The organism is Prevotella sp. P2-180 (assembly GCF_002251435.1).
GTDB lineage: Bacteria > Bacteroidota > Bacteroidia > Bacteroidales > Bacteroidaceae > Prevotella.
This window is the reverse complement of the sequence record NZ_NPJI01000029.1, coordinates 153,693-174,117: the sequence shown is the minus strand read 5'-3', so window position 1 is coordinate 174,117 and position 20,425 is coordinate 153,693. Positions and strand designations below refer to the sequence as shown.

Genomic DNA, 20,425 nt, shown 5'->3' with positions numbered 1-20,425 from the left:
GTAAACATCGTCTGTAGACCTTCTGGCAGACCCGACAGACGGTAGTTGTTGTTTGCTATGAACTGTTCTTTTTCATATTGTCTGCTATTTTTATTTTTAATTGTTAGTTGTTTGTTTCAATTAGGAATGTTTAAACACTTTTTTGTATTTTCATTCGTTTCGACATTGCAAAGATATAGCTATTTTTGCAAATCAAGTAATATTATTTTGATTATTTTCAATACTATTTTGCGAATAATGTGATATTTTTATGCAAAACTTGATTAGTTATGGTATTTTGATGAAAATTGCTAAAAATGTGTAATTTTTACACTTTTAAAAATAAGATTGTAACAATTCCTTAAAACCGCTTTAACATCTAAGCGTATTTTGTAAATAAATACGAATACCTTAGACTGTGTTGATCAAATTATATTACGTCGCAGAATTAGTTTAATCACTTCTATATACGTGAAATTTTTTAATTTTATCTGTCACCTGTCACCATTCGTTAATATCTATCTAATATACAATGTTTTAGTATGGTGACAGATGGGGTGACAGATGATTTTGTCTGTCACCCGACAATTTATGGAATTTTCTAATGTGTTATCGCGGCATCATCCCAATACAAGACGAATCTAAAACGAGTAGTATCACGACTGTTCCATAACTGATGATACGGTCGTTCCACAGTTATGGAACAGTTGTATCACCAACTGTGGAACGGTCGTCCCAACAGCTGTCGTTAGATCTTGAAATAGGTGCAACCAATCTTCATATAAAAAGGCGTTTCTTTGCGTTTAACACTAGAAATAGTCGGGTGAAGATTTTAGAGTGTTTTAGAATAAAAAGGTCATGAATTTGGGGCAAGTATTCACTGCTTCTGCCACTAACGTGAGGCGGGCGGGGTTTTTCATTCTGCCTTTTGCCAATAATTCCCAAAAACATTTGGAGGTTTGGAAAAGAAATCGTAACTTTGCAGAAATTTTTACCTAAACAGAATTAAATGAAGAAAATATTATTTGCTTGTGTCATCACCTTGACAACCATAACATTGGGAGGATGCAAATCAGAGAATAAAATTGTAAATGGCAAATGCCATATTATGGGAACCATTAACCCTAAGTTCAACGGAAAGAAAATCTTTCTCGTGCCGATGACCCGACCGGCCACTATGGAGACTGTTGACTCGATGGTTGTAGCAGACGGGAAATTTGCGTTTACTGCCGACACTTGTGACCTGAGAGTGATACGTGTTGACTATCACTTCCGTATAGGAGTGCAAGACCTGCTCGTTATTACCGAGCCTGGCGACCTTGTAGTGAATATCGACAGCATCAGCTCTTGCAAGGGAACCCCGCAAAACGACTCACTGCAGGCATGGAAGGAGAGGACTGAGAGATTTAACATGGAGTGCCAGCCATTTATGATTGACGGGCGCAACGCCGAGAAGAGGGGCGACTTGGCTACAGCTGCTACGATGCAGGCCAAGCTCGACAGCATACGTCGCGAATATCGTAAGGAGTCAAATGCCTTGGGCGAGAGCATGAAAGGTACCAGCCTTGGCGACTTCCTACTCAAGCAGTTTCCGAAGACTTATAAGAAGAAAATGCCTGACGGGAGCATAAAAGAAGTGGAGTTTTTTTAAAAATGAAGAGTGAAGAATGAAGAATGAAGAATAATCTTAGAGCGATATTTTCTGCGTTATTCGGTATCGCGGTATTCTTGTTCTGGCTCTTGGGCTATCCTGAAGCACTGAACTATCAGGAGCAGAATCAACTGTTTCTGACTACCACTGATTATTTCATCCTGCGAATGGCAGTGCCTGGAGGATTGGCTGACTATGTCAGTGAGTTCATCGTTCAGTTCTACTATGTGCCATGGCTCGGAGCATTGCTCATAGGGATAATGTATGCCGTAATGCAATGGATAATGTGGACGATAGTGAGGAAATGGGACAGGACTGCATTCCCTATTACATTCCTGCTGCCACTGCTAATGTTATGGCACCAAGGCGACTATAAGGCAGCAGAGAAACGTCTGAACATCCTCAAAAATACCATCTTCTACAAGTCATGGGCGGAAGAAGCCGAGACTTATCTATTCAACGACGCCAAGGTGAACAGTCATGAGACATGGGGAAAGTTGCGACGCTATCGTTACAAGGACAGTTTTTTGTATAGCTATCCCGAGAAGCATAAGATGTTGGGGCTGCTTTTCCAGCAGAACACCGACAACCGCCTTGCCCTCAGCTACTTTATGGGACAGCTACTGCTTGACGGCGAATTCAATAGTTTTATGAGTTAAGTGAGAATAAGACAATAGGCTATATATATAATAATGTGAAATAGGATGAATACGAAACCAACTAACAATCATATCGCAAAAGCCACAGTGTGGAAATGGGCACTCGCCATCGTCATGGGACTATCTGCCTTCATCTTTTGGCGCTACGGCTATCCCTCAATGATGGCATATCAGGAACAGTTTCAACTGTTTCTCTTCGACTACCATTATCTTTCAGAACGCATAGCCTTGCCAGGAGGAATAGCTACATACATGGCAGAGTTTCTTACCCAGTTTTACAACACGCCCGTATTCGGTGCCCTTGTCATAAGCCTTTTGCTCATCGGTTCACAACAGCTCACATGGAGGCTGATGCGCAAAAATGTCTATAAAGCCGAAGACTTGTCAGCATACTTGCTAAGCTTTTTGCCTTCATTGTTAATATGGCGCATCATGGGCGACGAGAGCCTCATGCTTGCCTACATTGTAGCCTTCATAATTGTGCAAGCCACCATGCTTATTGCCCCAAAGACGAGAAACGCCATGCTTGTATATATTTTGCCCGCCATACCAATAACCTATTGGATAGCAGGTCCGATGACAGGTATGCTTGCCGTTTATGCAGGCATAAGACTAATAAAAACATGCGACAGGAATATTGAGGGTTTTTCATTGGCTGCATTCTCTTTAGTATACACCACTCTAATAATTGCCGCAAGTTCATATTTTCTTCCCTACCCCACAGTGAGGTTCTTCCACGGCCTTTTCTACTACCGTTCCATCGAAGTGCCCACTCACATAATGTGTATCTCACCACTTATCCTTCTTATACTAACTGGTGTAATGATACCCTTGACCAATAAAATAGCCAAGGCAGTGGCTGTTGCTATAGTGGTTGCTGTTGCCTCATCTCTAGGAAGTGCCATCGACTCACAGAAATATGAACTGATGGACTACGACTGCCTCGTGCGCCAGCAGCGTTGGACCGACATCGTGGCTAAGGCAGAACAAAAAAGTCCCGACTTGCCTATGAGTGTCTGCGCCACAAACCTCGCCTTGGCCATGACAGGAGAGCTTACCGACCGCTGTTTCGACTTCTATCAGCATGGTCCTGAAGGACTCTTGCCCGAGTTTGAACGCAACTTCAATACCATACTCGTCACTGGCGATGCCTACTTCATGCTCGGCCTTGTCAACACAGCCCAACGTTATGCCTTTGAGGCCATGGAATCCATACCAAACTACAACAAGAGCGGACGAGTGTTCAAAAGGCTGGCAGAAACCAATATCATCAATGGTCAATACAAGGCAGCGGAGAAATACCTTAAAGCCCTGCAAAAAACCATCTTCTACAAAAAATGGGCAGACAAGCGCATGGAGATGATACACAACCCCAAACTCATAGACAGTCATCCTATGTACAGCTACCTTCGCAAGGTAAGGCTCACTGATGATTTCCTCTTCAGCGACAAGGAAATAGACAAGATCTTCGGACAACTCGTCATGCATGACAAGAAGAATGTCGTGGCCATACAATACCTGCTGATGTACCCCCTTCTCAATAAAGACCTTAACACCTTCATGCAATATTTCTCCTACGTGAAGTCGATTACCAAATACAGTTCGAAGACGTGCGAAGAGGCCTTGGCACTCGCCTATGCCCAGCAGGGTAAACTGCCGCAGGCTCAAGTGGAGAGATATAAATTCTCTCCAGTTTGGAGATATTTCTTGAAATAAAAAAATTATCAGACATGAAACATTTATCATATATTCTAATATCGGCATTGATTTTGCTATCTGCATGCACTGAATCTGTAGACAACGCCGCAAGACAAGACCAGCTGCCTAAGATATTTCCCGACTACATCGGAGTGACCATACCGGAAAACATAGCTCCGATGAACTTCTGTGTAGACGACAATATCGAGAAAATTGACGTTACTGTGCGAGGGAGCAATGGAGGAGAGATGCATGTACAAGACGACTATGCTGACTTCGACATAGACGAATGGCACTCTATCGTATCACAAAACAAAGGCGGGAAACTGACATTCAGCGTATGTGTGAAAAAAGGAGGACAATGGTTGAGATATAATGATTTCACCATGACCGTGAGCCAATACGACATGCCCGACTATGCCCTCACCTACCGACGGATAGCCCCTGGCTATGAAGTATACAGCAAGATGGGACTCTATGAGCGACGACTCGACAACTTCGACGAAAGAGCTCTAATAGAAAACACACAAGTGCCCGGCATGTGTGTAAACTGTCATACATCCTGCAAGACAAATCCCGACAACTATGTGTTCCACATTCGTGGCGACCACGGCGGCACTCTCTTCAAGACAGGTCAGAAGACAGAAATACTAAAAGCCAAGAACGACTCCATAAAAGGCTCCATGGTCTATCCCTATTGGCATCCATCGGGCAAGTACTGCACCTTCTCAACCAACATGACTCGCCAAGGATTCCACATGGTGAAGGACGAGAGGGTGGAAGTGTTCGACCTGTCATCCGATATCTTCGTATATGACGTAGAGAAACACGAACTGATTGTCGACACGCTGCTTTCCACGAAACTATATTCCGAAAACTCGCCGGTATTCTCGGCTGACGGGCGCACCCTGTACTACATTACATCCCTACAACAAGACTATCCCCTTTACTATAAGGACCAGAAATACAATCTCTGCCGCATAGCCTTCGACCCTGCCACCGGCCGCTATGGCGAAAAGGCGGACACCATATACAATGCCGTGAGCGAGGGCAAGAGCGTCACCTGGCCACGACCTTCCTACGATGGTCGTTACATTATGTTCACCAAGATGGATTATGGCTATTTCTCCATCTGGCACAAGGAGAGCGACCTCTACCTGCTTGACCTCAACACCATGAAGTCATGGCCGTTGAAGGAGGCCAACAGTAGCGATGCTGACAGTTTCCATAACTGGAGCATTGGTTCACACTGGTTTGTATTCACCAGCCGACGCATCGACGGCCTCTACTCTCATCTATACCTCTCATGCGTCGACGAAAAAGGACAGGCCACCAAGGCTTTCCTCCTGCCACAAAAAAATCCTATGGACTACTACACCTCGTCGATATATTCTTTCAACACACCCGACTTCACCTCAGCTCCTGTTGAAATAGACAATCGTGAGGTGGGAGCATCAATACTATCTGAAAAAAGAACAGAAACAAAAGTACGGTAACAGTCATGAAAAAGGTCATATTTCCAATTTTATCTCTATTGCTCATTATCTCTTGCGAGAAATATCCGTTGGACAGCAACTCGTTTGAGCCAGATGCAAACCTCTTTGTAAACACCTCGCTTTCAAGCCAAGCTCCTTTGTCAAGGGCACAAAGGCCATTAAGCGAGCTATGTACGAAAATCAGCTTTGCACTATATAAAGATGGCGAACGCTTAAAATCAATATCACAGTCGGCTGGCGATAATGGTTTCGGAAGCATTGCGGTAAAAATCCTGCCCGGCACTTATACACTGCTCATTGTGGGACATTCCACTGCATCCAACGCCACGACCACCGACATTCAGAAAATAAATTTCTCTGGAAAGGTGAGCGACACTTTTGTCTACAGCGAGGAAATTGAAATAGGAGAAGAACCACTTACTATAAACGCCAAAGCAGTGAGAAATGTTGCAATGTTTCAACTGAACATTACCGACGACATACCCAAAGAAGTGACACGCCTGAAGTTTTACTACACCGGAGGTTCGTCAAGCTTTGACGCAACGACAAAGGCCGGAAGCGTAAACAGTAGGCAGACGGAATATCGTGATGTCAATCCTACCCAAAAGACTTATGAAATATTCACATTCCCACACAACACTGGCGACGACAAACTGAAAATCACCATTTCGGCACTCGACGACGCAGACAATGTTATAGCCGAACGCATATTGAGCGATGTTGGTATCGAGACCGGCATCATCACACAATGCTCCCTGGCATTGTTTGATGGTTCGGAAGGTGGCAACAGTCAGCAGGTTAACATCACCATTACGGCCGACGACGAATGGAAAGGGGTAATAGAATATATCCCAAACTAACATCTTTAGCTTATGAACGCGAAATTACAGAGATTCATTCCATACATAATTGTACTTGTAACTATTCAAGTATGGGCTTTCTTCCAGTTCTCATATCCCTACTCCTTCTACTACAAGGAGCAAAACCAGTTGTTTCTTCTGTCGGCCGACTATGTATCCACATACTTCGATAAACCGGCATGGGCAGCATGTCTTGCAGGCGATTACGTCACGCAGTATTTCTACTATATGTATGCAGGGGCAGCCATCCTCGCTGTGCTCATTCTATTACTTGGCCTTACCACTTTTGCCTCCCTCCGTCTTTCAAGGGTCAATCGTTGGGTGGCACTGACAATATCCATTGCCATAATGGCAGCAGAGACTTCGTTCAACTTCAACCACGACTTCCGTCTCTCGTCGATGCTATGTGTACAAGGCGGCATCCTCGTCTTCCTCATCCATGGACTTGTTCTTAACCGACCGCTCGTTTTCCGCATCGTCTCCATAGCGTTATTAGGCGTTACCTGCCTATGGATGTTCAGTTTTGGCATTGTCGCTTTCGTTGCGCTCGTAACCATATCGGAAATTATGTTGTCAATAAGAAAAGCCGGTAATAGATGCTGTTCTGTGATACATGCTTTAATATTCATTGTTACAGGCATTGTGTTAGTTTGCTTAACCGACACATATCCTGGAGTAGGTTCATTCAGCCGTCCGCAACAAGACCTTAAAGACTATCTCGAAATAGAAAACCTCTATTATTTCGGACGCTACGATGAACTTATAGAAAAGGTGAAGAGCATGCCAAAGCCAACGGAAGAAGCATCGTTCTATTACTATCTCGTAAAGGCTAAACGCGGCGAACTGGCACACACGCTACGCAGTGTCAACCCCGTCAATCTCGGTACACTATATCAGATAGGACCAAAATCCACTAATATCGAGATAAAGATGGTAGGCGAACTGTATTTCGCACTAGGCGACATGACACTTGCAGAGCGTGAGGCATTACTCTCGTGTGTATTCTCCCACAACAACCGTAATGTAAGGATGATAAAGCGGCTTGCAGAAGCCAACCTCGTGGCCGGCGACCATCCTGCCGCCATGAAATACCTCCGTCTTCTGGATAAGACCATCGCATACAGGAAATGGGCGACAGCAAATCGTCCAGGCAAACTCAATCCAAAATTGGCCGACTTAAAACGTTATGCCATAAAGCACGACACAATACGAGTAGGTACCAACTGCCGCGACATACTCGAAAACCTACTCAAATCAAACCCTAGAAACCGCATGGCCCTCGACTACCTTCTCTGCACCGACTATTTAGTAGGTGCACGGGATATGTTCATAAACGACATAAACAAATACTATATCCCGCAATACGGACAACCTGTAGAACCCATGTATCGGGAACTGTATAAAATGAAGAATGAAGAGTGAAGAATGAAGAATGAAGAGTGAAAAATGAAGAATCTATTTAATATCATAGCAGCTTTGATGCTGCTCACAGGCTGCGACAACAGGGTGGAGGTGGCTGTTGACTGCGACGCACCCATCTACCCCGACTATTCCGACGTAACAATCCCAGTTAACATCGCACCATTGAACTTTCTCGTGCGCAACGACCTTGCCAAAGACGTGAGGGTGTATGTAGAAGGTGAACTAATGGCGGACAACAGCGGCAACGGAGTGACATTCGATCTCGACGAATGGCACAGGATGCTTACACGATACTGCGGGAAGACGGTTACAGTAAATGTGCACGTAGGACAAGAAAACGAATGGTTAGAGTATAAGCCTTTCAAATGGACTATTGTGCCAGACAGCATCGATCCATTCCTCACATACCGCCTCATAGAACCAGACTATGAGGTGTTCAACAATCTTCAGCTGCAACAGCGGTGTGTGGAAGATTTTTCCACTACAAACTTCTGCGACTATGAGCATGTCGGAAACCGGTGCATGAACTGCCATACTTACAGCCATCACAACGCAAACCTTTCTATGATGTACGTACGTGGCGAGGGAGGTGGTGCCGTACTTAATCGTAATGGTGAACTTTCATTGCTCGACATAAAAACAGAAGACATGCCCTCTAGCAGCGTATACTTCTCTTTCCATCCCGACGGCAGACACATTGTGTTCTCCGCCAACAAGATTATTCCCGCATTCCATGCGGCAGGAAGCAAACGCCTTGAGGTGTTCGACACTGAGTCAGACGTGTATGTGGCAGACATAGTCGACCATACCATTTTTTCATGTTCTGAGTTATGCGACTCCTCCTCACTGGAAACCTTCCCAACTTTCTCGCCAGACGGACGAGACATATACTTCTGTACTGCCAGGAATCCTTTCATCAAGTCGTCAACAATACCCGATGCCGAGACAGCCATAAAAAGCCTGCAATACAACCTTTGCCGCATCAGCTTCGATGCAGACTCATCATCGTTCGGCACAAAAGTAGATACACTACAGGAAGCTGGGACATCAGTGTGTCATCCACGTGTGTCGCCTGATGGGAAACATCTGCTTTACACGATTCAAGACTACGGCACATTCCCTATATGGCATCGTGAGTCAGACCTCCGTATGCTTGACCTTCAGAGCATGAAAGTTGACAGTCTGAAAATAGTAAACAGCAACATGTCAGACACATACCATAGTTGGTCGTCAAATAGCCGATGGTTTGTATTTGCCAGCAAGCGCGACGACGGACTCTATGGCAAGCCATACTTCTGCTATGTTGACCACTCAGGCAAGGCTCATAAACCTTTTGTGCTCCCACAGCAGTCACCATACTTCTACGACAACTGCCTGAAATCGTTCAATGCACCAGAACTCGGCTCCGCCCCTCTTCCCTTCTCAGCCTCAGATGTACGTCAGTTATTCAAGACAGCAAAGAAGGAAGGATTTGTAAAAGAGGAATGATGAGGACGGATTGAATTAACATTTTTTTTGTGCCTTTCATGCAAGATTCCAACATTCTCGTTATTTTATTGACGTAAACAATAAAAACAAAAGGAGAAAAACATGAAAAGAATAAAGACATTCATCTTTGCCATGATGGCACTCACAACAGTAGCTCTCACATTCCAGTCTTGTCTCGACGACGACGACAACTACCTCTGCATCGATACGGACACGAGCTATGGTGTGGTTACACTGAAACCCACAGCCATTGGAAATCACGAATGGTTCATCCAGCTCAGCGACTCAAGTATAGTCACCTGTTCGAACATCAAGAAGTTCCCTTACGACAACAAAAAGGAATACAGGGCATACATCTACTTCAAGTTCGACTCAGAACCCTCGTTGGCAGCAACGATCAACTCCATCACCGTCACACGCATCGACACAATTCTCACTATGCAGCTCGCCCCAAATCTTGAGTCTGTAGAGGCGAACAACAAGGCCTACGGTAACGACCCTGTGGAAATAGTGAAAAGCCCGCTCGAGACATTAGCTGAAGACGGTTATATGAACATACGCTTCCGCACCAACTGGACTCAAGGCAGCCAGCACCGCGTAAACCTCGTGAGAGTAGCTGACGAAGACGGACTCGCCACTTTCCAGTTCCACCACGATGCAAACGGAATCATCAGTGGAACACCGGGCGATGGTATGGTATCGTTCTATCTTGACCTTGAGAAAGACATCGACAGAACACCACGCGACATTAAAATAAAATGGAAATCGTTCTCTGGCGACAAATCACAAACATTTAAATACATACCGAGAAACGAGTGATGAACATATTCGGACAACACAGTGAAGAAGACATTGCAAAAGGCATTCGCAAGGGCGATAACCGGGCGATGCGCCACTTCTATGCCCAATATGGAGGGCTCCTCGCTGCTGCTTGTTCGAGATATGTAAACAACGACGATGATGTGAAAGACCTTATGCAAGACGCAATGGTCAACATCATTCAAAACATCGACAACTTCACATACAAGGGGGAAGGCTCACTGAGAGCTTGGGCCACGAGAATCGTCGTGAACCAGGCTCTCAATTTCGTCAAGTCACAGAAACGGTTTCACGACACTTTTGCCGACAAAGACCTCGGCAACTTGTCATTGGCTGATAATGAAGAGCCAGACATCAGCGACGTCCCAGCCGAGGTAATACATCGCTTGATCAGCCAATTGCCTGACGGCTACCGCACCGTGTTAAACCTCTTTGCCATAGAGGGCAAAAGCCACAAGGAGATAGCTGCCCTACTCGGAATAAAGGCCGACACTTCTGCCTCCCAGTTCTTCAGGGCAAAAAACATCTTAGCAAAACAAATTGAAAATTATAAACGTAATAAAAACCACAACTGATCATGACAGACAAATTTTCAAAACAAATAAAACAGAAGATGGAAGGATTTGAAAAACCTGCCCCAGAACTGTCGTGGTCTGAAATCGACAGTCTGCTAGAAAAAAGAGCTGCCATATCAAGACCTTCCACTACACACCTGTGGACAAAACGTATTGTTGCAGCAGCTGCTGTAGCACTGATAGCCATTAGTGGAGGCAAATTCCTGTTCGACAAGATGATACAAGAAACATCACATGACGAAGCAGTTCCTCTCACTACCTCTGTCAGACTGTCTTCTCCAACACTTCAAACTACCCAAACACATAAACCCATAAAAACGCCTCAAGCCGTTAAAACTCCTCAAGTTATCCAGGCTAAACACGAGGACCACATAGCAATCGCCACAAAAGTGGAAACAGTAGAGAACAAGCAAGAAGAAACACATCTTGTTGACAAACCACAGGAAAAGAAAACAATAGCAAGGAAAAATAATTCCAACAGCAAAAACTACGATCTGTTCGCACAAACGGCGAACTTGAGTGATAACAAAAAAAAGAAAACACGCTCACCAGGCTTTCAGGCAGACATCCATGCACAAGGCCTACTTGCCTATGCCGATAAGGCAAACAAGGGAATGACTGTAATGCACAACTATGCAATGAGCTCAGCACCCGTATATGACAACGGCGAACCACAAATAGAAGGCGCCGTCTATCCACTCTTCTTACAGAAAGCCACACCCGATGTAAAATACAACCACGACATGCCAATACGCCTCGGCGTGAACTTCCGATGTAACATCAGTCCACGTTGGAGCATCACCACGGGAGTTAACTACAGCTACCTCCACTCCACATACACAGTTGAAGGACAAGCAGAAACATTAGGCGACCAAAAGCTCCACTACATCGGCATACCGCTCACCGCCAACTATACAGTTTGGCAAAGCAATCATCTCGCACTATACGTCTCAGCAGGAGTCACTGCAGAGAAACTCTTAAAAGGCAAACGTAGCCTCAGTATCACAGGAAACGACAACGACGACAATAGCGTGACAGAGAAACGCCTGCAGTGGTCGACTCAGGCCGCAGCGGGAGTAGAATACAATATTACGCCGTATGTCGGACTATATCTTGAGCCTGGTGTCACCCACCATTTCGACAATCACTCCTCAGTAGAGAATATCTACAAGGACAAACCATGGAACTTTAGTTTAAACTTCGGGTTCAGGATAAACTTAAAATAAAAAACTACAAAAAAAGACAGAAAAATTTGGAAGTTACGACTATTATACGTAAATTTGCAAGCAAGAAATAATTACACATTATGACAGCTGAAGAAAAAACAAAGATAGAAGAACGTATAGTAGACGTGCTCAAAACTGTCTACGACCCAGAAATACCCGTAAACATCTACGACCTCGGCCTCATATATAAGGTCGACGTAAAGGACAGCGGCGACGTGGAGCTCGACATGACCTTCACAGCTCCATCGTGCCCCGCAGCTGACTTTATCCTCGAGGACGTCAGGCAAAAGGTCGATAGTCTTGAAGGCGTCAAAAGCGCCACTGTAAACCTTGTCTTCGAACCCACATGGGACCAGAGCATGATGACAGAAGAGGCTCGTGTGGAACTCGGTTTCGAATAAGCCCTATCCCAACGCTTATGAAAAACGTTTATTTTCTCTCCGACGCACACCTTGGCTCACTCGCCATCGACCATAGCCGCATGCACGAGCGCCGACTGGTGCGCTTCCTCGACAGCATCAAGCACAAGGCTGCCGCAATATATCTCCTCGGCGACATGTTCGACTTCTGGTACGAATATAAATATGTCGTGCCACGGGGTTACACACGCTTTCTCGGCAAACTATCAGAACTCACAGACCTGGGTGTCGAGATACACTATTTCACCGGCAACCACGATATCTGGGCCTACAACTACCTTGAGCAGGAGTGCGGTGTGATACTCCACAAAAAGCCGCTCACCACCGAGATCTACGGCAAAGTGTTCTTCCTCGCCCATGGCGACGGACTTGGCGACCCAGACAAGAAATTCAAACTCCTGCGTGCCCTGTTCCATAATCGCTTCTGTCAAATCATGTTCTCTGCAATACATCCCCGCTGGAGCCAGTGGCTCGGAATGACATGGGCAAAGCATAGCAGGCTAAAAAGGAAAAACAACGAAGAACCGGCATACATGGGTGAGTCGCGCGAGCACCTCGTACTATTCACAAAGAAATACATACAATATCATTCCAACGTTGACTATTTCATTTATGGACACCGACATATCGAAGTAGACCTGCAGCTCACCAAGAAAGCCCGCCTCATGATACTCGGCGACTGGATTACCCAGTTCTCATACGTAGTATTCGACGGAAATCACATCTTCATGAGCGAATACATAGAAGGAGAAAGCCTGCCATAAAAACGCCTGTTACACCTAAGCCAAAAACATAAAATATGCAACCTGTAAAACGAAATATAGACATCCGACAAATCCTCCTTACGTTGTCAATAACATTGGCGGCAGCACTCACCATGGGATGTAACGGCAAGCAAACAAGCGAAGAGACAAGCAGCGACAGTACACACACAAGAAAATACATAGTACAGATACATACAAAGCAACCAAACCTCGCACTGCGTATACTCGACACTATGGAGACAAGAAAGGAAATGGAATCATACAATGCCGACTACATCCGTATGGCTATTTACCACAATGTACTGAGCCAACGCCGCCTATCACGTTTCCATTGCCTAAGAGCTGTCAACAACCCTGATTTCAAGAAGAAAAACAAAGAAGACTATTGCGACGCCTTGCGCATGCTGGCAGAGTTGGATTACAAGGAAAGCCGCTATTCCAGCAGCCTTAATTACGCAAAGAAGGCAACAGATGAGGCAAGAAAGCGAGGAAATCGCCAATTAGAGAACAAAATGATGCACTGCGTCGGACGTAACACTGTGAAAATCGGTAACCCGAAAGCAGGCTACGAAATGATGTGGAAGGCAACGGAAAACTCAGAAAAAATCTTTGATGAAAATCCGGACATGTATACCGCCGACGAAGTGATATTCAGTTTTGCCACCATATTGGAGATGATGCTGAAGGAAGGAAAGGCAAGTGATGCCATACCACACATTCACGAAATGACAAGACGAATGGAAAAAGTGGAAAAAAGCGGTTTGCTTCCTGAATATTACATGGACACAAGAAAAGCATCTATCTATGCCATAATAATGAATATATATGACAAGGTAGGGGATATCAAGTCTGCCGAGAAATATAAGAAAGAGTTTGAAAAGACAAATATTGGAAAGAGCGAGACGGGGAAAATAAATCTCGTCACACACTATCTCACCTCAAAACAGTACTCCCAATTGCTAAAGACAACGCAAGCCATGCGCGAAAGAATCAGAGTGCAAATGCAAGACTCCATTACCTCAGAATATCTCACCAACATACTTGTAAATGAGTTCGAGGCATACAAAGCCATGGGAAACGAGCGAATGGCACGACTTACGGCAGAGGCCATGTTAACCATCAGGGACTCCATCGACAAGCGTACACAGGAAAACGATGTGATGCAGTTGGCAAAGATATACGAAACACAGGAAAAAGACCTAAAACTCGCCGACCAGGACAGGCTACTCGCTCGACAAAAGCTGATAATGTACGCCTTCATAGGCCTTCTGATAATTGCTGCCGTAACTATCGCCTTAATGATATACTACAACAAGAAAATAAACAGAAGAAGCAAGGCTGCAGTGGCCACAATATCACAACTCGTTGAGCAACAGGACGAACTCTCGAAACTTAGACCCAACAACATCACCGACGGCAACACCGACAACTTCGTAAAGGAAATAAGCATGAACCAGTCTGTAAATATGCTCAAGAGAGATGACTGCAACAGCATTGAGGAAGTGGCCAAACGATGTGGCTTCAAGGACGAAAAGACATTCACAAGGCTCTTTGAAAGTCATTATGGACTCACTCCAAGCGAGTATATGCACTGGAATAAACTTGCAAACAAGAAGAAAGACAATTCCTCCGACATGAAGACTTCATTCATCCGAAACATGTCGCACGAAATAAGAACCCCACTCAACCAAATATCAGGTTTCGTACAGCTGCTCACAGACCCGAATGTCAAGGTTGAGGACAGCCAGAAGAAGGAATTCAACGACATCATCGTCGACCAGACCCGCCACATGACAAAGATGCTCAACGACCTCATAGAGATATCCGAATACGAATCCGACAAAAGCAGGCTTCCCACAAGCGACATCACGGTAAACTCCATCTTCACATCCGTAATGGAGCTCCATGCCGAGGCAAAGCCAGGTGTACAACTCATCTATGAGACCGTGGACGACAACATTGTCATTACGTCAAACCACGACGCTATAGTAAGAATCCTTTCATGCCTTGTCGACAACGCCATAAAGAACACCGACTCAGGCTTCGTCAAAGTTGCCTTCTCCCCCGCTTCGTCAGGCGGAGTATTCAGCGTGACCGATACAGGCCGTGGTGTACCGACAGACAAGGCGGAAACCATCTTTGAACGTTTCTACAAGCTCGACAGCTTCACCCCCGGCGTAGGTCTTGGTCTCACGCTTTCAAGAGCCATAGCCAAGCGTATCGGCGCCCGAGTGTCACTCGACACCAACTATAATGCCGGTGCCCGTTTCACCATAGAATTATAAAATCCATAAAAATCAATGAACATAGAATCCATCCGCGACTATTGCCTGTCGCTTCCTGCCACCTCAGAATACTTCCCATTTGACGAGACCACCCTTGCCTTTCGTGTAGCCGACAAGATATTTGCCATGATTGACCTTGACAACACTGAGTGGTTTGTACTCAAATGCGACCCCGACTATGCCGTGGAACTCCGTGAATCGCATGCAGAAATCACACCTGCATGGCACATGAACAAAAAACACTGGAACCAGCTCAACCTCTACGGCACCTTACCCGACTCCCTCATCCAGTCGCTTATACGCCACAGCTACGACCTTGTAGTGAAAAAGCTACCCAAAAAAACAAAAGAGATGATCATAAAATCCTCAAGCAAATAACGCTTAAGACCACTTCTAAAGCAAAGAACGAAGTCTTTTCTATCGTTGGCGGGGAGGTCAGACACCAACATTAATACTTCGGTCGCAAAAAATCCCCCTCTCCCAAGAGTAAAATTGGCATGGGAGAGGGGGCATTTTCTTATGAGGTAATTAAAGAAGGTTCATGGTGTCGGTGGCGATCATCAATTCCTCATCGGTAGGGATGATGCACACGGTGACCTTGGAGTCTGGAGTGGATATGACTTTCTCTACGCCACGCAAGCCCTTGTTGAGTTCCTTGTCGATTTTAACACCGAGGAATTCTAGACCCTCGCACGATTCCTGACGTGTGCTCCACTGATTCTCGCCCACACCAGCTGTGAACACGATGATGTCTACACCACCCATGGCGGCAGCGTATGCGCCGATGTACTTCTTTATGCGGTAGTTGTACATCTGCATGGCCAGCACAGCCTTTGGCTCGCCCTTCTCGCAGGCAGCCTCCACTTCGCGCATGTCGGAAGATAGCTCAGTGATGCCGAGCACGCCGCTCTTCTTGTTGAGCAGGTCGGAGATGCCGTCGGCATCGAGGTTGAGCTTCTTCTGGAGGAATGCCACTGCACCGCCGTCGATGTCGCCCGAACGAGTACCCATCATCACGCCTTCCAGCGGTGTGAGACCCATTGAGGTGTCAACACACTTTCCGCCGTCCACGGCAGCGATGGAAGCACCATTGCCAATGTGGCAGGTAATGATTTTCTTGTCTTCGGGGTTAACACCGAGGAAATCGCACACGCGCTGTGCCACATAGCGGTGGCTGGTGCCGTGGAATCCGTAGCGGCGTATGGCATACTTCTCATACAGTTCGTATGGCACAGCATACATGTAGGCATAGTCGGGCATAGTCTGGTGGAAAGCAGTGTCGAACACGCCTACCTGAGGCAGTCCAGGCATGAGTTCCGACACGGCGTTCACGCCCTTGAGGTTTGCGGGGTTGTGTAGTGGAGCTAGGTCGCTGCACTCCTCAAACACCTTGAGTACTTCTTCATTAAGCAGTACGCTCTTGTTGAACTTCTCTCCGCCATGAACCATGCGGTGTCCCACTGCGTCTATTTCCTTCAGGTCTTTGATTACTCCGATTTCAGGGTCGGTGAGCAGTGAGAAGATAAACTTCACACCTTCTGTATGCTCAGGGATATCGTGCATTATCTGCTTCTTTTCCCCGTTAGCCATTTTCACTTTGACGAAAGCACCGTCGAGACCCACTCTCTCTGCACCTCCGGAAGTCATCACTTCCTTGGTATCCATGTTGTAGAGCGCATACTTAATAGATGAGCTTCCACAGTTTAAAACTAATATTTTCATTGCGGTTTAAAATGAAGAATGAAGAATGAAGAATGAAGAATGGCTGCGCGAACCGAAGGCAGAGCCGAGCTCGAGCTATGCTGAGGTGAAACCAGCCATTCTTCATTCTTCATTCCACATTCATTTTTTTATTATTGTTTATTGTATTCTTTTTTATTGTTTTTATGGAAGAGACCAACAAGGCGATGATTTCGCTGCAATCTTTAGCCATACTGTCAAATTGAGTTTCTGACAAGTATCCTGTATCCTTTAGAAGATTTAGCCAGTTGATAGTCTCATTAGCCTCTTTCAATGCAATGGTTAGCTTTGAAGCAAAATCCTGGGGGCTTTGAGCGAATTCTGATTCATGAACATTAGCGGAGATAGAAGTGCCAGAACGTAATATCTGATTATATATTGAGGCAAGTCGCCAATCGTTGTCTGATAAATGCAGGAACATTTTCACAATCCTCACTGCAAAATCATAACTTTTGATGTGGAGTGGAGATTCTTCCCTCTTGTAATTATATTTTCTATCGTTCATAGCATAAAAGATGAGTTCCTATTCTTCATTCTTCACTTATTATTCTTCATTCTTCATTCTTCACTCTTCATTTATTCTATTTCTTTGCATCCATTGCCTGACAAGCAGTGATGGCCACCATCTTGTATATGTCATCGACAGAGCATCCGCGGCTCAGGTCGTTTACCGGACGAGCTATTCCTTGAAGGATAGGACCGAGGGCTGTGGCACCTCCAAGACGTTCAACGAGCTTGTAAGAGATGTTGCCCACTTCGAGACATGGCACAACCAGTACGTTAGCACGACCGGCAATCTTACTACCAGGAGCCTTCTTCTCGCCCACGGAGGGCACGAGAGAAGCGTCAGCCTGAAGCTCACCGTCAATCTGCAGTTCAGGATCCATTTCCTTTGCCAAGCGAGTGGCCTCAACAACCTTGTCAACCACCTCGTGGCTTGCGCTACCCTTCGTGGAGAAACTCAGCATTGCCACACGCGGCTCCTCAAATCCAGCCACACTCTTGGCAGTCTGAGCTGTGCAGACTGCAATCTGAGCCAGCTGACTTGCATCAGGCATTGGTGTTACGGCTACGTCGCCCATCACAAGTATACCTTCCTCACCATATTGAGGTTTGTCGGTGATAAGAAGCATGGCACCGCTAACACAAGAGATGCCAGGAGCACACTTGATAATCTGTAGGGCAGGACGGAGTGTGTCGCCCGTGGTGCTCAGAGCACCGCTTATCTGACCGTCGGCACCTTCAGTCTTGATAATCATACATCCGAGGTAGAGAGGATTCTTCACCAGTTCGCGAGCCTTCTCAATCGTCATTCCTTTCTTCTTGCGAAGCTCGGTGAGCAGTTGGGCATACTCCTCCGACTTTGGATTGTTTTCTGGATCGATAAGTGTTGCCTTGTCGATATTTGTCAGGCCCCACTGCTTTGCCAGCGAATGAATCTCATCTGGATTACCAATGAGTATAAGGTCTGCCACGTCATCTGCCAACACGCGGTCGGCAGCTCTCAATGTGCGCTCCTCGGTAGCTTCCGGAAGCACGATGCGCTGTTTGTTGCTCTTAGCGCGTTCAATGATTTTTTCTACTAAATTCATAGTTGTTTTTTATGTAGTTCTGAAATTTGTTTCTGGCTTTATGAGATGGTAGTTTTGTCAACTCCACTTTACAATTTGCAAAAGTAATGAAAATATTTGGAATAGTTGGTATTTCATCTGCTTTTTTTTATTAAAATGTGATTTTTTTCTTTGGATATTACCACTTTTTACTGTAACTTTGCAGTCGGAATAAGTACATTAATAAATATATAAGCAAATTATGGCAAAAAAAGCATTACTCATGATTCTCGATGGATGGGGAATCGGAAAACACGGAAATGGTGACGTGATCTACAATACACCAACACCTTATCTTGACTATCTTACAGCTATCAGCTCTCACTCTGAACTTCAGGCATCAGGCGAAAACGTGGGTCTGCCCGACGGTCAGATGGGAAACTCTGAAGTAGGACACCTCAATATCGGAGCAGGACGAGTGGTTTATCAGGACCTCGTAAAAATCAACCGAGCTTGCAAAGACGGCTCAATAATGGACAACCCTGGAATAAAGGCAGCTTACGGCTATGCAAAGGAGAACGGCAAACGACTTCACCTCATGGGACTTACCTCAGACGGAGGTGTACACTCATCTCTCGACCACCTCTTTAAGCTTGTGGAAATAGGCAAAGAGTATGGACTGACACAAACCTTCGTACACTGCTTTATGGACGGACGCGACACCGACCCAAAGAGCGGTGTAGGATTCATCAAGCAGCTCGCCGAGGTGTGTGAGAAAAACGACGCTCACATTGCATCTATCATAGGACGATTCTATGCCATGGACCGCGACAAGCGTTGGAACCGTGTAAAAGAGGCTTACGACCTGCTAGTAGAAGGAAAGGGAAAACAAGCAGAATGTATGGTGAAGGCAATGGAGGAAAGCTACGAGGAAGGTGTGACCGACGAGTTTATCAAGCCTATCAACAACGCAAATATTGACGGTACGATACAAGAAGGCGACGTCGTTATATTCATCAACTTCCGAAACGACCGTGCAAAAGAGCTCACACAGGTGCTCACACAGCAAGACATGCCAGAGGAAGGCATGAAGACCATTCCTGGGCTGCAATACTACTGCATGACTCCATACGACGCTTCGTTCACCGGAGTGAACATTCTCTTCCCCAAAGAGAACGTGGGGAACACCCTCGGCGAATATCTCAGTTCAAAGGGTAAAAAACAGCTTCACACAGCAGAGACTGAAAAATACGCTCACGTGACATTCTTCTTCAACGGCGGACGAGAGGCTCCATTCGAAGGCGAAGACAGAATCCTCGTTCCTTCTCCAAAGGTGGCTACATACGACCTCAAACCTGAGATGTCGGCATACGAGGTGAAAGACAAGCTCGTTGGTGCCATCAACACCCAGGAGTATGACTTCATCGTGGTAAACTTCGCAAATGGCGACATGGTAGGACACACTGGAGTATACAATGCAATAGCCAAGGCCGTACATGCAGTGGACAACTGCGTACGCGACGTAATAGAGGCTGCAAAGGCAAACGATTATGAGGCAATCATCATTGCCGACCATGGTAATGCCGACAATGCCATCAATGAAGACGGCACTCCAAACACTGCCCACTCTCTCAATCCAGTTCCATTCATATACGTGACCGACAACAACTCGGCAACAGTAAAGAACGGACGCCTTGCCGACGTGGCTCCATCTATACTCCACATCATGGGACTTGAGCAACCGGCTGACATGACTGGTGAGAACTTGATCTGTGATAATAAGTAGAAAGAATT

The 20,425-nt window shown here is 45.7% G+C and carries 18 protein-coding genes; 15 read left to right on the top strand and 3 right to left on the bottom strand.

Translation table 11 applies throughout. The features are described 5' to 3' along the window. Window positions 1-988: 988 nt before the first annotated feature. From CIK98_RS04905 to CIK98_RS04840, 14 genes are all read left to right on the top strand, one after another. The gene (locus CIK98_RS04905) at window positions 989-1,630 is read left to right on the top strand and encodes a DUF4369 domain-containing protein (protein ID WP_094383161.1); all 642 of its coding nucleotides are present in this window, start codon (window positions 989-991) and stop codon (window positions 1,628-1,630) included. 23 nt (window positions 1,631-1,653) lie between these two features. Beyond that, window positions 1,654-2,289: a DUF6057 family protein gene (locus CIK98_RS04900; RefSeq protein ID WP_141210410.1), complete on the top strand. Its 636-nt coding sequence runs from the start codon at window positions 1,654-1,656 to the stop codon at window positions 2,287-2,289. Between the two features lie 45 nt (window positions 2,290-2,334). Continuing rightward, window positions 2,335-4,005 carry a DUF6057 family protein gene (locus CIK98_RS04895; RefSeq protein WP_094383159.1) on the top strand — a complete coding sequence of 557 codons (1,671 nt, stop codon included), beginning with the start codon at window positions 2,335-2,337 and terminating at the stop codon, window positions 4,003-4,005. 14 nt (window positions 4,006-4,019) lie between these two features. Further along, window positions 4,020-5,483 carry a PD40 domain-containing protein gene (locus CIK98_RS04890; RefSeq protein ID WP_094383158.1) on the top strand — a complete coding sequence of 488 codons (1,464 nt, stop codon included), beginning with the start codon at window positions 4,020-4,022 and terminating at the stop codon, window positions 5,481-5,483. Between the two features lie 5 nt (window positions 5,484-5,488). Further along, window positions 5,489-6,343 carry a hypothetical protein gene (locus tag CIK98_RS04885; protein ID WP_141210409.1) on the top strand — a complete coding sequence of 285 codons (855 nt, stop codon included), beginning with the start codon at window positions 5,489-5,491 and terminating at the stop codon, window positions 6,341-6,343. 12 nt (window positions 6,344-6,355) lie between these two features. Then, entirely contained in the window at window positions 6,356-7,765 is a 1,410-nt protein-coding gene (locus CIK98_RS04880; protein WP_094383156.1) for a DUF6057 family protein, read from the top strand. A gap of 24 nt (window positions 7,766-7,789) precedes the next feature. After that, window positions 7,790-9,253, top strand: a complete 1,464-nt coding sequence (locus tag CIK98_RS04875; protein ID WP_141210408.1) for a PD40 domain-containing protein — start codon at window positions 7,790-7,792, stop codon at window positions 9,251-9,253. 102 nt (window positions 9,254-9,355) lie between these two features. Beyond that, complete coding sequence (locus CIK98_RS04870; protein WP_094383155.1) at window positions 9,356-10,072, top strand: NigD-like protein; 717 nt, start codon at window positions 9,356-9,358, stop codon at window positions 10,070-10,072. Then, window positions 10,072-10,647 carry an RNA polymerase sigma factor gene (locus CIK98_RS04865; RefSeq protein WP_094383154.1) on the top strand — a complete coding sequence of 192 codons (576 nt, stop codon included), beginning with the start codon at window positions 10,072-10,074 and terminating at the stop codon, window positions 10,645-10,647. Before CIK98_RS04870 ends, CIK98_RS04865 begins: the two co-directional genes overlap by 1 nt. 2 nt (window positions 10,648-10,649) lie before the next feature. Beyond that, window positions 10,650-11,873, top strand: coding sequence for a porin family protein (locus tag CIK98_RS04860; protein WP_094383153.1), 1,224 nt, complete (start codon window positions 10,650-10,652; stop codon window positions 11,871-11,873). Window positions 11,874-11,953: 80 nt separating this feature from the next. Then, the gene (locus CIK98_RS04855; protein WP_094383152.1) at window positions 11,954-12,274 is read left to right on the top strand and encodes an iron-sulfur cluster assembly protein; all 321 of its coding nucleotides are present in this window, start codon (window positions 11,954-11,956) and stop codon (window positions 12,272-12,274) included. Between the two features lie 17 nt (window positions 12,275-12,291). Further along, a complete protein-coding gene (locus tag CIK98_RS04850; protein ID WP_094383151.1) occupies window positions 12,292-13,056 on the top strand; it encodes a UDP-2,3-diacylglucosamine diphosphatase in 765 nt (254 codons plus the stop codon). Window positions 13,057-13,091: 35 nt separating this feature from the next. After that, window positions 13,092-15,341: an ATP-binding protein gene (locus CIK98_RS04845; protein ID WP_094383150.1), complete on the top strand. Its 2,250-nt coding sequence runs from the start codon at window positions 13,092-13,094 to the stop codon at window positions 15,339-15,341. Window positions 15,342-15,356: 15 nt separating this feature from the next. Then, complete coding sequence (locus CIK98_RS04840) at window positions 15,357-15,719, top strand: MmcQ/YjbR family DNA-binding protein (RefSeq protein ID WP_094383149.1); 363 nt, start codon at window positions 15,357-15,359, stop codon at window positions 15,717-15,719. Between the two features lie 150 nt (window positions 15,720-15,869). On the opposite strand, the gene CIK98_RS04835 is transcribed toward CIK98_RS04840, so the two are convergent. The 3 genes from CIK98_RS04835 to pta form a co-directional block, all read right to left on the bottom strand. Continuing rightward, window positions 15,870-17,063, bottom strand: coding sequence for an acetate kinase (locus tag CIK98_RS04835; RefSeq protein ID WP_094383148.1), 1,194 nt, complete (start codon window positions 17,061-17,063; stop codon window positions 15,870-15,872). A 109-nt stretch (window positions 17,064-17,172) separates the two neighbouring features. Continuing rightward, complete coding sequence (locus CIK98_RS04830) at window positions 17,173-17,586, bottom strand: four helix bundle protein (protein WP_094383147.1); 414 nt, start codon at window positions 17,584-17,586, stop codon at window positions 17,173-17,175. A gap of 76 nt (window positions 17,587-17,662) precedes the next feature. Then, the gene (gene pta, locus CIK98_RS04825; RefSeq protein ID WP_094383146.1) at window positions 17,663-18,673 is read right to left on the bottom strand and encodes a phosphate acetyltransferase; all 1,011 of its coding nucleotides are present in this window, start codon (window positions 18,671-18,673) and stop codon (window positions 17,663-17,665) included. A 220-nt stretch (window positions 18,674-18,893) separates the two neighbouring features. On the opposite strand from pta, the gene gpmI reads away from it, so the two are divergent. Then, entirely contained in the window at window positions 18,894-20,417 is a 1,524-nt protein-coding gene (gpmI, locus tag CIK98_RS04820) for a 2,3-bisphosphoglycerate-independent phosphoglycerate mutase (RefSeq protein WP_094383145.1), read from the top strand. Window positions 20,418-20,425 lie beyond the last annotated feature (8 nt).

Coding starts and splice junctions, on each gene's coding strand:
- CIK98_RS04835 (WP_094383148.1), bottom strand. CDS start 17,063: ATGAAAATATTAGTTTTAAACTGTGGAAGCTCATCTATTAAGTATGCG.
- pta (WP_094383146.1), bottom strand. CDS start 18,673: ATGAATTTAGTAGAAAAAATCATTGAACGCGCTAAGAGCAACAAACAG.
- CIK98_RS04900 (WP_141210410.1), top strand. CDS start 1,654: ATGAAGAATAATCTTAGAGCGATATTTTCTGCGTTATTCGGTATCGCG.
- CIK98_RS04845 (WP_094383150.1), top strand. CDS start 13,092: ATGCAACCTGTAAAACGAAATATAGACATCCGACAAATCCTCCTTACG.
- CIK98_RS04865 (WP_094383154.1), top strand. CDS start 10,072: ATGAACATATTCGGACAACACAGTGAAGAAGACATTGCAAAAGGCATT.
- CIK98_RS04885 (WP_141210409.1), top strand. CDS start 5,489: ATGAAAAAGGTCATATTTCCAATTTTATCTCTATTGCTCATTATCTCT.
- CIK98_RS04875 (WP_141210408.1), top strand. CDS start 7,790: ATGAAGAATCTATTTAATATCATAGCAGCTTTGATGCTGCTCACAGGC.
- CIK98_RS04880 (WP_094383156.1), top strand. CDS start 6,356: ATGAACGCGAAATTACAGAGATTCATTCCATACATAATTGTACTTGTA.
- CIK98_RS04840 (WP_094383149.1), top strand. CDS start 15,357: ATGAACATAGAATCCATCCGCGACTATTGCCTGTCGCTTCCTGCCACC.
- CIK98_RS04860 (WP_094383153.1), top strand. CDS start 10,650: ATGACAGACAAATTTTCAAAACAAATAAAACAGAAGATGGAAGGATTT.
- CIK98_RS04905 (WP_094383161.1), top strand. CDS start 989: ATGAAGAAAATATTATTTGCTTGTGTCATCACCTTGACAACCATAACA.
- CIK98_RS04855 (WP_094383152.1), top strand. CDS start 11,954: ATGACAGCTGAAGAAAAAACAAAGATAGAAGAACGTATAGTAGACGTG.
- CIK98_RS04890 (WP_094383158.1), top strand. CDS start 4,020: ATGAAACATTTATCATATATTCTAATATCGGCATTGATTTTGCTATCT.
- CIK98_RS04870 (WP_094383155.1), top strand. CDS start 9,356: ATGAAAAGAATAAAGACATTCATCTTTGCCATGATGGCACTCACAACA.
- gpmI (WP_094383145.1), top strand. CDS start 18,894: ATGGCAAAAAAAGCATTACTCATGATTCTCGATGGATGGGGAATCGGA.
- CIK98_RS04895 (WP_094383159.1), top strand. CDS start 2,335: ATGAATACGAAACCAACTAACAATCATATCGCAAAAGCCACAGTGTGG.
- CIK98_RS04850 (WP_094383151.1), top strand. CDS start 12,292: ATGAAAAACGTTTATTTTCTCTCCGACGCACACCTTGGCTCACTCGCC.
- CIK98_RS04830 (WP_094383147.1), bottom strand. CDS start 17,586: ATGAACGATAGAAAATATAATTACAAGAGGGAAGAATCTCCACTCCAC.